At 50.7% G+C, this 12,826-nt stretch carries 14 protein-coding genes and 1 other annotated feature; of the genes, 9 read left to right on the top strand and 5 right to left on the bottom strand.

Translation table 11 applies throughout. The features are described 5' to 3' along the window. Window positions 1-52: 52 nt before the first annotated feature. Together murI and J5W02_RS02160 are read right to left on the bottom strand one after the other, a co-directional pair. Complete coding sequence (gene murI, locus J5W02_RS02155) at window positions 53-865, bottom strand: glutamate racemase (RefSeq protein WP_219964005.1); 813 nt, start codon at window positions 863-865, stop codon at window positions 53-55. 29 nt (window positions 866-894) lie between these two features. After that, window positions 895-1,968: a D-alanine--D-alanine ligase family protein gene (locus tag J5W02_RS02160; protein WP_219964006.1), complete on the bottom strand. Its 1,074-nt coding sequence runs from the start codon at window positions 1,966-1,968 to the stop codon at window positions 895-897. 267 nt (window positions 1,969-2,235) lie between these two features. Here J5W02_RS02160 and J5W02_RS02165 point away from each other — a divergent pair, with 267 nt between their 5' ends. The 8 genes from J5W02_RS02165 (at window position 2,236) to rplL (ending at window position 6,625) form a co-directional block, all read left to right on the top strand. Then, window positions 2,236-3,027, top strand: coding sequence for a DUF7674 family protein (locus J5W02_RS02165; RefSeq protein WP_219964007.1), 792 nt, complete (start codon window positions 2,236-2,238; stop codon window positions 3,025-3,027). A 181-nt stretch (window positions 3,028-3,208) separates the two neighbouring features. Then, window positions 3,209-3,358: a 50S ribosomal protein L33 gene (rpmG, locus tag J5W02_RS02170; protein ID WP_219964008.1), complete on the top strand. Its 150-nt coding sequence runs from the start codon at window positions 3,209-3,211 to the stop codon at window positions 3,356-3,358. A gap of 20 nt (window positions 3,359-3,378) precedes the next feature. Beyond that, window positions 3,379-3,612 (top strand): preprotein translocase subunit SecE, encoded by a 234-nt coding sequence (secE, locus tag J5W02_RS02175; RefSeq protein ID WP_219964009.1) that lies wholly within the window; start codon window positions 3,379-3,381, stop codon window positions 3,610-3,612. Between the two features lie 20 nt (window positions 3,613-3,632). Beyond that, window positions 3,633-4,154, top strand: a complete 522-nt coding sequence (gene nusG, locus J5W02_RS02180) for a transcription termination/antitermination protein NusG (RefSeq protein WP_219964010.1) — start codon at window positions 3,633-3,635, stop codon at window positions 4,152-4,154. A gap of 121 nt (window positions 4,155-4,275) precedes the next feature. Then, a complete protein-coding gene (gene rplK, locus J5W02_RS02185) occupies window positions 4,276-4,701 on the top strand; it encodes a 50S ribosomal protein L11 (RefSeq protein WP_038323170.1) in 426 nt (141 codons plus the stop codon). A 59-nt stretch (window positions 4,702-4,760) separates the two neighbouring features. Beyond that, entirely contained in the window at window positions 4,761-5,456 is a 696-nt protein-coding gene (gene rplA, locus J5W02_RS02190; RefSeq protein ID WP_219964011.1) for a 50S ribosomal protein L1, read from the top strand. A 42-nt stretch (window positions 5,457-5,498) separates the two neighbouring features. Beyond that, window positions 5,499-5,647: a sequence feature (ribosomal protein L10 leader region), on the top strand. A gap of 33 nt (window positions 5,648-5,680) precedes the next feature. Further along, entirely contained in the window at window positions 5,681-6,217 is a 537-nt protein-coding gene (rplJ, locus tag J5W02_RS02195; protein ID WP_219964012.1) for a 50S ribosomal protein L10, read from the top strand. A 33-nt stretch (window positions 6,218-6,250) separates the two neighbouring features. Continuing rightward, the gene (rplL, locus tag J5W02_RS02200; protein WP_219964013.1) at window positions 6,251-6,625 is read left to right on the top strand and encodes a 50S ribosomal protein L7/L12; all 375 of its coding nucleotides are present in this window, start codon (window positions 6,251-6,253) and stop codon (window positions 6,623-6,625) included. A gap of 130 nt (window positions 6,626-6,755) precedes the next feature. Here rplL and J5W02_RS02205 read toward each other — a convergent pair whose 3' ends face one another. Next, window positions 6,756-8,108, bottom strand: coding sequence for a D-alanyl-D-alanine carboxypeptidase family protein (locus tag J5W02_RS02205; RefSeq protein WP_219964014.1), 1,353 nt, complete (start codon window positions 8,106-8,108; stop codon window positions 6,756-6,758). A 154-nt stretch (window positions 8,109-8,262) separates the two neighbouring features. Between J5W02_RS02205 and J5W02_RS02210 the strand changes: the two genes are divergently transcribed. Beyond that, on the top strand, window positions 8,263-8,952 hold the full coding sequence (locus J5W02_RS02210; RefSeq protein WP_219964015.1) for a metallophosphoesterase: 690 nt from the start codon (window positions 8,263-8,265) through the stop codon (window positions 8,950-8,952). A gap of 77 nt (window positions 8,953-9,029) precedes the next feature. Here J5W02_RS02210 and recG read toward each other — a convergent pair whose 3' ends face one another. Together recG and J5W02_RS02220 are read right to left on the bottom strand one after the other, a co-directional pair. Then, the gene (gene recG / locus J5W02_RS02215) at window positions 9,030-11,057 is read right to left on the bottom strand and encodes an ATP-dependent DNA helicase RecG (RefSeq protein WP_330659648.1); all 2,028 of its coding nucleotides are present in this window, start codon (window positions 11,055-11,057) and stop codon (window positions 9,030-9,032) included. A 4-nt stretch (window positions 11,058-11,061) separates the two neighbouring features. Further along, window positions 11,062-12,726 (bottom strand): DAK2 domain-containing protein, encoded by a 1,665-nt coding sequence (locus J5W02_RS02220; RefSeq protein WP_219964016.1) that lies wholly within the window; start codon window positions 12,724-12,726, stop codon window positions 11,062-11,064. Between the last annotated feature and the right edge of the window lie 100 nt (window positions 12,727-12,826).

Below are 12,826 nucleotides of genomic sequence, written 5' to 3' on the forward strand. Positions count from 1 at the left end.
GCAAATTTATTCCGCGGGCCTTTTATCAAGAGTTTTGCTTGATAAACCAGGCCTAGTACAAATCAATATTCACATGGCTGACCTCACGCTTGATATCTTTCCCAAGAAAGATCCCTGCAATTTGAGAGAAGCCTTCCATCCTGTCGCTGACGTAAAACGAGCAGTCGCCTTGTGTGCTTCTGCCACACAGAAGCCCCCGCTCCTTCAGCATGGCGGAGCAGTACAATGCGGTTTCCCGTCCGCTGTCGATCAGAGTCACGCCGCTGCCCATCACTTCGGAAATGAAATGCCGAATAATCGGATAGTGTGTGCAGCCCATAATCAGGGTGTCAATCCCCGATTCCCTCAGCGGGGTCAGGTAACGCTGCGCAACCAGGCGGGTTACCTCCTCGTTTTCGGCGATCCAGCCGTTTTCCACCAGCGGGACAAACAGCGGGCAGTCGCGGTCGAAAACCTCGATTTCAGGATCGATTGCGGAAAGTTCGCGGCGGTACGAACCGCTGCGGATGGTTGCGGTGGTGGCAATCACTCCGATTTTCTTATTTCTGGTGCTCGCCGCCGCCGCAATTGCGGTCGGTTTCAGCACTCCGGTGTAAGGCAGGGACAGGCTTTCGCCGATTCCACTTGCGACCGAACTGACGGTACCGCAGGCGGCGATAATCATCTTCACATTTTTCGATTCCAGAAACGCCGTGTCCTGCGCGGCGTATTTCGTGATGGTTTCGCGGCTGCGTGACCCGTAGGGAACGCGGCCGGTGTCGCCGAAATAAATGATGTTTTCATTCGGCATAATGCTTAACAGCTCTTTTACGGCGGTCAGCCCGCCAAGCCCGGAGTCAAAGACACCGATTGGTCTGTTGTCCATTCTATTCCATCGCTCCAAAAAGATTCAATTTAGTACTGTGTCCGAATTTCAAAAGAAAGCGACACCAGTTTGTCGAGCAGTTCGCTGTAGGAAACGCCGGAGGCCTCCCAGAGCTTTGGGTACATGCTGATGGAAGTGAAACCCGGCATGGTGTTCAGTTCGTTCAAAATGACCTCTTTGCCGTCGCGTACAAAAAAGTCTACGCGGGCCAGGCCGGTGCAGCCCAGCATATAATAAGCTCTGCAGGCGGTTGAGCGAATCTCCTCCACAACCGCTTCATCCAGATGAGCGGGAATATAGAGCTGGGATTTTCCTGATTTATATTTGTCGTCGTAGTCGTAAAATTCGGCGGAAGCTGCGATTTCGCCGACAACCGAAGCCTCCGGCTCCGCGTTGCCCAGTACGGCGCATTCAACCTCCTGACCGACAATGGCTTCTTCCACAACGATTTTATCGTCTTCCTTTGCCGCCCTGGCTACCGCTTCGTCCAGCTCGGCTTCGCAGCTTACTTTGCTGACCCCTACGGAGGAGCCCGCGTTCGCCGGCTTTACAAAGATGGGGTAGCCCAGTCTTGCGTCGATTTTCCGCTTGATTTTTTCAGCGCCGGTCTTATATTTCTCGGCGTAAAACCACAGGTATTTGGCCTGATGAATCCCTGCCGCGGTCAGCAGGGTGTGAGTGACCGCCTTATCCATGCAGTCGGCGGAGGCAAGCGCGCGGCAGCCAACAAACGGAATTCCGCTCAGCTGCAACAGTCCCTGCACGGTGCCGTCTTCTCCATTTTTACCGTGCAGGACGGGGAACACGCAGTCCACCTTGATGACGTCAAAACCCATTTGGCCGTCGACGACAATTCCGCGGATGCTCCTGTCGGGAGAAATAAACGCGGGCTGGTTCAGCGGGTCATGCTCCCAGCGCCCGTCGGCGATTTCCTCCGGGGAACCGCTGAAAAGATACCAGCGTCCGTCCTTCGTAATACCCAGACAAACAATTTCATATTTTTCTTTGGGAAGGTTGTTGATAACCGAAGCCGCGGAAATGCATGATACTTCATGTTCGGATGAGCTGCCGCCGAAAATGACGGCAATCCTCTTTTTATTCATAATAATATCCTCCAAAGATCTGCTCTTTTCCTATTTAATAATATACATAATCCTACAAATACATATCATACCACAAGGCTTTTAGCGGTGCAATTGGAATTTTGTTAAATTGTATGGTGACAAAAAAGTGTTTATGTAGTATAATTTATAAACATTGAGAGTCATACTATTATCGGTTAAATATAAAAGGGAAATTCAGGGACACGCTGCGTTTGCGCCCTGTGCGGGAAAGCGGCGGGCAGAAATACAAATTCAGGAGTGATTTGTTTGGAGCAGAAGGCATTTGACCTGATTGCTGAAAAAGTCGGCGCGGTTTTAGACGGACAGGGGTTCGTAAGAACCGGTGAGGTACAACAGGATGGCGAAGGCCGTTCAGTGCTGTTTAAAGGGGAGAATACCGCTTACAGTATTCTGTATAATCAGGGAAAAAAGCGCTTTGAGCTTCGAACCTGCGATGCCGAGGATGGGGAGCCGGACTTAAAATGGAAATCCATTTCCATTTGGCTTTTTGACCCGGAAACGGACAGCCTTTCCGAAGCGGACAGCATTGTCAACGATTTCGTCGAAACCATTGAGGGCCCTAAGCGTCTGGCAGCGGCCAAGACGAAAAAAAAGCGCAAGAAGGACGATGAGAACAATGCAGACCCGTTGTTTTTCTTCAATCGCTTCGTGGGTATTTTCCCAGAGCTGAAAGATGAGCTCAACTATGAAAAAAGTCAGTATGACGAAGTCCGCGCGGTTCACTTCGCAAAGGAATCTCTGGTACCGAAAGTGGACATGCTCTGCTCACAGAGCGGCAGAACGGACAGCATCAAGCGCTGCTGCGATCTTCTGAACGACATGTACGCCAACGGCGACATGGATGTGCGTTCCATTATCACGATTGTGGTCTTGAACGGTTTAAGCAGCCAGTCGGTTGAAAATATGAAGCCGATGTTCACGGACGACCTGAAAAAAGGCTTTACAGCAGGGCTGAAATTCAAGGGGAAAGTGGTAAAGCCCGCAAAGAAAAAGAAAGAAAAAAGATTTGTTGCTGCAAATCTGAACGACATGAAATAAACGGAACAAACGGGACGGGCAAAATCCGCCCCGTTTTCTAAAAAAAACTTGACATATTTAGAAGAAGTATGCTATGATGTTTATACCTCATAAAGGGGTTATTTTTTTGCGCCCTTTTAAGAGGGAGGCTGAGGCCTTAAAAAAGGCCTAAATATTTTTCCGTATAACGGGAGGTGCCGTCATGAGAGTTAAAGTTACATTAGCCTGCACAGAGTGCAAACAGCGCAACTACAACACAATGAAGAACAAGAAGAATGATCCGGACAGGCTTGAGATGAACAAGTACTGCAGATTCTGTAAGAAACACACTCTTCACAGAGAGACGAAGTAATCCGGACGGAGGGACGAAAAATGGCAGATACAACAAAAAAAGAGAACTTTTTTGCCAGGGCGAGCAAAAACACCTCAAAGTTCTTGCGCGACTGCAAAAATGAAATCAAAAAGATTGTATGGCCCACACCAAAAGCAGTTTTTAAGAATACCGGTGTCGTTTTGGCAACAATATTTCTGATCGGACTGTTTATTTTTGGACTCGACACGTTGCTCATGAACCTGCTTGGATTGATTATGAATGTTGCAAAGTAGGATAAGCGGAGGAAATTACGATGCCTGAAGACGCAAAATGGTATGTTGTTCATACCTATTCCGGGTATGAGAACAAGGTAGCCTCTAATCTTGAAAAAACTGTGGAAAACCGTCAGCTCCATGATTTGATTCAGGAAATCCGTGTGCCGACGGAAACTGTTACCGAAATCAAAGATAACAAAAGGCGCGATGTCGAGCGCAAAATTTTCCCCGGTTATGTCTTGGTGAAGATGCTCCTTACCGATGAGTCATGGTATGTTGTCCGCAACATCAGGGGCTGTACGGGCTTTGTCGGTCCGTCTTCCAAACCCATTCCGCTTACGGATGAAGAAGTGGCAAAACTGGGCGTTGATCAGAAAGAAATTGAGGTTTCTTACAGTGTCGGCGATTCCGTACACATCATCGACGGTCCGCTTGAGGGCTTTGTTGGTACTGTGGAAGAGGTTGATGTCGACAAAAACCGCGTTCGTGTTACTGTGTCCATGTTCGGGCGCGAAACACCGGTTGAGCTTGAGTTGGATCAGGCTGAAGCGATGGAATAAAATCTATTCACAATAATTTGCGGGAGACCGCTTATTATGAGGGGCATTGCCCCTGTGGGAGGAACGGATAAACTGAATCATCCGCTCCGCCATCTACCACGAATTTTGGAGGTGCAAACAAATGGCTCAAAAGGTTACGGGCTTAATTAAGCTCCAAATACCTGCTGGCAAGGCTACCCCGGCGCCGCCTGTAGGACCGGCTCTTGGTCAGCACGGTGTCAACATTATGGCGTTTACAAAGGAATTCAATGAGCGCACAAAAAATGATGTAGGACTGATTATTCCGGTCGTCATCACCGTTTATGCGGATCGTTCGTTTACCTTTATCACCAAAACCCCGCCGGCTGCTGTCCTGATTAAAAAGGCTTGCGGCATTGAAAGCGGTTCCGGTGAACCCAACAAGAAAAAGGTAGCAAAGATTACACGCGAGCAGGTCAGAAAGATAGCTGAGACAAAGATGCCTGACTTAAATGCAGCTTCTGTTGAGACAGCCATGAGCATGGTTGCCGGTACAGCGCGCAGCATGGGCATTGAAGTCGTAGATTGACACCCGGGTGGGAGGAACTTTTCTACTCCGATTTTACCACTCAATAGGGAGGAAAACCAATGAAACACGGTAAAAAATACGTTGATAACGTGAAGCTTGTCGACCGCACAAAGCTTTATGATGCAAACGAGGCTCTTGACCTCTGTGTCAAGACCGGAACATCCAAGTTTGATGAGACCGTTGAAGTCCACGTCAAGCTCGGCGTTGACAGCCGTCACGCTGACCAGCAGGTTCGCGGTGCAATTGTACTGCCGAACGGTACCGGTAAAAAAGTTCGCGTACTGGCTATCTGCAAAGGCGACGCTGCCAAAGAGGCGGAAGAAGCCGGTGCGGAGTTTGTCGGTGCCGAAGAAATGGTACAGAAAATCCAGTCTGAAAACTGGATGGATTTCGATATTCTGATTACTACTCCGGATATGATGGGCCTTGTCGGCCGTTTAGGTAAGGTTCTGGGCCCCCGCGGCCTGATGCCGAACCCGAAAGCCGGTACGGTTACCCGCGAAATCGGCAAAGCAATTGCCGACGCCAAAGCAGGTAAGATTGAGTACCGCCTTGACAAGACCAATATTATCCACTGCACGATCGGCAAAGTTTCTTTTGGCGGCCAGAAGCTGCAGGAAAACTTTGACGCTCTGCTCGGCGCAATCGTAAAGGCAAAGCCGGCCGCTTCCAAGGGCCAGTATATCAAGAGCTGCGTCGTAGCTTCCACCATGGGTCCCGGCGTCAGAATCAACCCGAACAAGGTTGGCGTCTGATTCCAAAAGGCTTGACAGACTGCTGAGTCTGTGATAGTATAATATTCGCTGTTCTTTCATCCAAAGACAGCAGGCGCATACGCTTAATGGGTTTTCCCCAGCCTGCCGAGGATAGAGGCCGATACGCATTGTATAATGATGTATTTACGCCCTTTCCGCGGTATTGCGGGAAGGGCTTTTTTATTACTTTCGCGCCGCATTTCAACTGACGGAGGTGAATACATTTGCCAAGTGAGAAGATTTTAGAGCAAAAGAAGCAGGCGGTTGCCGCTTTAACCGAGAGTCTGAAGGGTGCCTGCACCGGTGTCATCGTTGACTATAAGGGCATTACGGTTGCTCAGGACACAAAGCTCCGTAAAGAGCTGCGTGAAGCCGGCAGTGATTACATGGTTGTTAAGAACACTCTGCTGCGTCTTGCATTGAAGGACGCCGGAATCGATGGTCTGGACCATGTTCTTGAGGGTACAACCGCACTTGCAATCAGCAAGGACGATTACGTTTCCAGCGCAAAGATCCTGGCTAAATTTGCTGAAACCAGCAAAACTTTTGAGCTCAAAGCCGGATTTGTCGACGGCGGTGTCATTGATGCCGACGGAGTCAAAGAATTGGCGGCCCTGCCTTCCAAAGAGGTTTTGGTTGCAAAGGCTCTGGGTGGCTTGAACGCTCCTATTACGGGCTTCGTTACTGTGCTTAACGGCACACTGAAGGGCTTGGTGGTCGCTTTGAACGCAATCGCGGAGAAGCAGGCTGCTAACGCATAAGTTTAATAATTAAAATTTTGGAGGTAATTAACAATGTCTGATAAAGTTGTAAAATTAATTGAAGATGTAAAATCCCTTACTGTTCTTGAGCTTTCCGAGCTCGTAAAGGCTCTGGAAGAGGAGTTCGGCGTTTCCGCTGCTGCTCCGGTTGCTGTTGCTGCTGCTGCTGCTCCGGCTGCTGCTGCTGCTGAAGAGAAGACCGAGTTCGACGTTATCCTTAAGAACTGCGGCGCAAACAAGATCCAGGTCATCAAAGTTGTCCGTGAGATCACAGGTCTTGGCCTGAAGGAAGCAAAAGAAGTCGTTGACAACGCACCGAAGGCTGTCAAAGAAGGCGCTTCCAAGGACGACGCAGAAGCCATCAAAGCAAAGCTTGTTGAGGCTGGCGCAGAAGTCGAAGTTAAATAATTTCACTTCCAATACAAAAAGCCCTGCTGTTTAAAACAGCAGGGCTTTTCCTATATCCGGGTGCTTTGAAGAAAAGCCTGTCCCCAAAAAATCCCCCGGCACTGCCGGGGGATTTCGCTTTGTTATTGGTTTACATTTTTCTGTATTTCTTTACTCTGCGCAGATTCTTTCTTTTACGGTTGTAGATCAGTGCGAGGATGATGTAGATAACCACCAGCAGAACGATGATCGCCGCAATAGCGATAAACCATGGGGAAGTAAAGATTGCCTTAACGGTATTGGCGGAATGCAGCAGTTCACTGCGCTCGATGCTTTCCGCCGCCACCAGATTGACGGTTGTCAGCTGCTGGTTGGCGTAGCTGAGGGTTGCCGTTCCAATGACCTGCCCCTTTTTGACCGGAGCCGTGACGGAATCCGGAATGTTTTTGGTAACGATGACACTGCTTGCTGAAACATTCATAGGAAGCATTGCCGAGTAATCCTTTTCGGCGACCAGAAGCAGCCGGTCTTTGTTCCAGGCATCTTTCAGTTTGACTTCGCCGATGGATTCTTCACTGTTCAGTATGTTTTTCAGTTCCAGATTTTTAAACGCCCACTGGTACAGTTTTTTGGTATCCACCAACTCACCGCGTGTCTTGATCTGGTTGCCGCTCGCGTCTACGGACGGCGCGCCGAGCGCCACACACAGATAACTGTAGCCCTCCGCGGTGGCGGAAGAAACCAGACAGTAGCCGGATTCATCGGTATGTCCCGTTTTAATTCCGCGCGCATACTGGTAATAATACTGGCTGCCGGTATTTTTATCAATCAGCAAGTTGGTGGTGGAAAGGTTGCGGAGCATTCCCGCCTCGGGACCACCCACCGGTTTATAGGAAGTGCGCGCCTGCGAAGTGATCTCCGTGAAGTGCGGTAAAGTCATCGCGTATTTTGTTATCAGGTACAGGTCGTGGGCGGTTGTGTAATGGTTCTCGTCGTGAAGGCCGTGCGGGTTGGAAAAGTGGGTGCCGGTACAGCCCAGCTCTTTTGCCTTTGCGTTCATCATATCGACAAAGGCGTCGACATTGCCTTTCCCCACATAATCGGCCAGGAACAGCGCCGCGTCGTTACCGCTCGGTACCAGCATACAGTTCATCAGCTGCAGGGCGGTCAGCTCGTCGCCGATTTTGATGTTGGACATGGAACTTCCCGTTCCAAGAAGTGTGTCCATTAACTCTTTGGTAATCGTTATTTTCGTGCCTTCCAGATCCTTAATATGCTCACTGGCTACAATAAATGTCATAATTTTCGTAGTGGAAGCAGGTTCCCGCCGGGCGTCCGCGTTTTTCTGATAGACGACGGTGTCCGTGTCCAGGTTCACCAGTTCTATGGCGGCACAGCTCGGGTCAAAATCAATGTTAAACGTGGCCGCGTTTGCCTTAACGGGCGAAAATACGACCAGTACGATCAAGACGGCAACAGACAGGAATTGGCGCATTTTTTTCATGGAACTTTTTCCTCCGATGTGATATTATATGTGTAAAGTCAAATATTTTATCAGGTTCGAACAGACCTGTAAATTAGTATAACAGCATTTCTGCAAAAGATAAAGGGCAGTTTGGAAATGTAATTAAATTGTAAGATTTTATGGAGGAATTACAGTGATTTACATAACGGGGGATACTCACGGCGAAATGTGTCGTTTTGACTCGGGTCAGGCGAAAAAGCTGAAAAAGGGGGACACGCTGATTGTATGCGGGGATTTCGGCTTTCTCTGGGACGGCGGCCCGAAAGAGGAAAAGAACCTGAAAAGGCTCGGCAAGAAGAAATATAACATTCTTTTCCTTGACGGAACCCATGAAAACTTTGACCTGCTCGAACAGTATCCCGTATCCGAATGGAACGGCGGAAAGGTACAGAACATCAGTGGCAATCTGTATCACCTGATGCGCGGTCAGGTCTATACCATAGAAGAGAAGAAACTGTTTGTATTCGGCGGCGGCGAAAGTACGGAAAAACAGATGCGTATTGCCGTCGGAAAATGGTGGGAGCGTGAAATGCCGGGTATGGAGGAAATGGGAGAGGGCGTCAGAAACCTTTCCGCGGTCGATATGACGGTGGACTACATCCTGACTCACGAACCCGCTCCAAGGGTAATGTCCAACACAGTAAACCCGAAAGAAACCACGAGTCAGCTGGAGGCGTATTTTGAACAGCTGGCAAAACAGGTAAAATTCGATAAATGGTTTTTCGGTTCGATCCATGTTGACCGAAAAATTACCGCTAAAAATTACGCGGTGTTCAACGATATCATCCCCGTGGAACCGCCGCAGTATAAAAGATTTCGATAAATTACATAACCGGCCCCGTATCCAGTTGGATACGGGGCCGGTTTTTCAGCAGGGGGGGCAATAGTGCTTTCCCTTGCTCAATCCGTCATATTTTCAAACAGCTGCTTTACTTCCGCGCGCAGTCCGCGGTGCTGCGGGAGCTCCAGGTCGGCGTCTTCGTTCAGAATGCCCTGCGCAACGGACTGGGCTTCTTTCAGCAGATCCATGTCGTGGATCATATCGGCAATTTTCAGATCGGGCAGTCCGTGCTGCCTGTGCCCGAAGAAATCACCGGGGCCGCGCAGCTTCAGATCCTGTTCCGCAATTTGAAATCCGTCGTTTGTAGCACACATGGTTTTCAGGCGGGTCACGGTTTCCTCGTTCTGCGCGTCCGAGATCAGAATACAGGTGGACTTGTACTGGCCGCGCCCCACGCGTCCGCGCAGCTGGTGGAGCTGGGAAAGGCCGTACCGCTCCGCGTTTTCAATCAGCATCACGACCGCGTTAGGCACATCCACGCCGACCTCCACAACGGTCGTGGAAATCAGAACCGCGATTTTTCCCTGTGAAAAATCCGCCATAACGGCTTCTTTTTCCTTCGGTTTCATTTTTCCGTGAAGCACGCCGATGGGATAGCCGCGAAGCCACTCGTTCCGCACCTTTTCCGCATATTCGTTTACACTCGCCATATCGTTCTGGCCTTCGTCGATCATCGGACAGATGATATAGCACTGTCTGCCTTCGTCAATATGTTTTTGGATAAAGCGGAAGGCTCTGAGCCGTTTGTCGCTGGTTACCGCATAAGTATCGATTTTCTGTCTGCCGGGCGGCAGTTCGTCCAAAATGGAAATATCCAGATCACCGTAAATCATCAGCGCAAGTGTGCGGGGAATAGGAGTCGCGCTCATGACCAGCATATGAGGATGGTCGCCCTTGGAGGCCAGCGCGGCGCGCTGAGCCACACCGAAGCGGTGCTGCTCGTCCGTAATCACCAGACCCAGCCGCTGAAACGCAACGCCTTCGGAAAGAAGGGCGTGCGTGCCGATAACCAGCTGGATTTCTCCGGTGAGAAGCCCCTGCAATACTTCCCGCTTTTTTGCGGCCGGCATGGAGCCGGTCAGAAGTGCCACGCGCATGTCCCGCAGCAGGGCGGACAAAGAAGCAAAGTGCTGTTGCGCCAATATTTCCGTGGGTGCCATCAGTGCCGCCTGCATCCCGTCCGCAACGGCGCAGAAGCAAAGTGCCGCCGCAACCGCTGTTTTTCCGGAGCCTACGTCACCCTGAATCAGGCGGTTCATCGGGAATCCGCTCTTCATATCCGCCACGGCTTCATTTACAGCCCTTCTCTGGGCCTGTGTGGGCTCAAATGGCAGTAATCCGTAAAATACCTCGGAACGGTCATGCTCAAGGCTCAGAGGGCTCACAACGCGACTGCGGCCCTTCAGACGGAGAAGCCCCAGCTGCAGAATCAGCAGTTCTTCAAAAATTAGGCGCTTGCGGGCAGTTTCCACGGCCGCCATGTCCTGCGGCAGGTGAATATTTTCCAATGCATCCCGCAGTGGGCAAAGACCGTACTTTTCCCGGATTTTTTCCGGAATAGGGTCGCGTATTCTGTCCGGCAGCAGGTCAAAAGCGCTTCTGACCGCGTTTTCGATCATACGGCTGGTTAGTCCCTGTGTCTGCCGGTATATCGGGCGGACGGGTGGACAGACCTCCGCGCGGACAAATTCCGGCGTCGTCATTTCCCGTTTCAGAAAATTGGCGGTTACTTTTCCGTAAAACACATATTCCTCATCTGCTTTGAGCATGGACGGGATGTAGGGATTGTTGAAATAGGTAAGCTCCATATCACTTTCGCCGTCGGTGACCTTTACCTTGCAGATCATCATTCCGGCGCGGATTCTTGTTTCGGTCGGCCGTTCCAGAACGGTTGCGCGGATTGCGCAGGGTTCGTTCAGCGGCGCCAGGCGAATCGGGTAGGGGCTGCTCAGATCTTCATACGCGCGGGGGTACAGGCGCAGTAAAGCGCCGACGGTCGGCGCGCCAAGCTTTGCAAACAGCTTGGCGCGCTTTTCGCCGACGCCTTTCAGGTCGCGGATATTCCGTTCAAATAAAGAACGCATCATCGCATCATTCTATAGAAACAATAAAGTAATACACCGGCTGACCGCCGTTGACAAGCGTAACCTCGGTTTCGTTGCCGACCTTGGCTTTAATCCGGTTGTAAGCTTCGTTTGCCTGTTCTTCCGTGACGTCCGCTCCGTAGATGATGGTAATAAACGAAGTGCTGCGGGTTACCATGGAGCGAGTCAGTTTGCTGCAGGTATGGACAATGTCCTTTTCAATCAGTTCCAGCTTGCCGTTGTTCAGGCCAAGAATGTCGCCCGCTTTGATTTTGTGTCCGCCAAACTCGGAATCGCGCGCGGCAAACGTAACGGAAGCGGTCGCTACGCTGGAAGCGGCCTCCATCATACCGACCGTGTTTACTTCTGTAGTGGCGTCGGGGTCGTAGGCAAGCATGGCGGAAAGCCCCTGCGGGATAGTGCGGGTGGGCAGAACAATCACCTTGCGGTCGTTCACAAGAGAAATGGTCTGCTCGGCCGCCATAATAATGTTTTTGTTGTTCGGCAGTACCAGCACAGTTTTTGCCGGGGTCGCCAAAATAGCGGCCAGCAGGTCGTTTGTGCTGGGATTCATGGTCTGCCCGCCGCTGACAACGTGGGCACAGCCCAGGTCGGTGAAAAGGGTTTTCAGTCCTTCACCGGCGGCAACGGCAATAAATCCAATATCATTCACAGGTTCCGCGGGTTCCAGGGAAACCGCAGCCTTTGCTTTGGCCTCTTCGTTTGCCTCAGCGGCCTTCCTGTGCTGTTCCTTCATGTTTTCTATTTTCACGGTAAGAAGCTGGCCGAAAACCAGAGCCGACTGCAGCGCGCTGCCCGGTTCTTCCGTATGCACGTGTACCTTGATGATGTCGTCGTCATCCACCAGTACCACGCAGTCGCCGATGCTTTCCAGATAGCTGCGGAGATCCTGCGGATCTTTCTTGCACTCGGGGTCGCGTCCCACGATAAATTCGGTGCAATAGGTAAAGTTAATCTCCTGATCGAATTCCGCGGCGGCATTTCTGAAAAAGTCGGTTTCAGCCGATTGCTCTTCCGGGGAATCCGCTTCGTTTGTAATCATAGTACCGTCTTTAAATACGCTCAGCATACCGTCAAGGATATGGCAGAGCCCCTTTCCGCCGGCGTCAACGACACCTGCTTTTTTCAGTACGGGCAGCAGTTCCGGTGTTTTTTCCAGTGCTTCGGCAGCGCCCTTGCAGATTGCGCTCCACACATAGACAGCATCGTCGTCAATGGCGGCTGCAGCCTTGCCTTTTTCACTGGCAACACGGGAAACGGTCAGGATGGTGCCTTCCGTCGGTTTCATAACAGCCTTGTAGGCCGCTTCCACGCCAACGCCCAGCGCATTGGCAAGATCGGCTCCGCCGACTTCTTCCATTCCTTCAATGCCCTTGGAAAATCCGCGGAACAGAATGGACAGGATCACGCCGGAGTTGCCTCTGGCGCCGTGCAGCATGGCGGACGCCGCGGCGCGCGCGACTTCGCCCGCGCTGTTGCTGGTGTTATTTTCCAAATCGCGGGAAGCGGAACTCATCGTCATAGACATATTGGTTCCCGTATCTCCGTCGGGAACAGGAAAAATGTTCAGTTCATCGACCGATGTTTTATGCTTTAAAATATTATTAGCGCCTGATATTATAGCGTTTCTCAGGTCAGTTCCATTTATCACTATTCAGCACTCCCTAAAATTCACTTGTTGCATTACCTTAATTTTCATCTTAATATTATATCATAGTGCACTGATAGATTCAATCTTAAATTATTTAGCC

It is taken from the genome of Caproiciproducens faecalis, from assembly GCF_019448085.1.
Taxonomy (GTDB): Bacteria; Bacillota; Clostridia; order Oscillospirales; family Acutalibacteraceae; genus Caproiciproducens; species Caproiciproducens faecalis.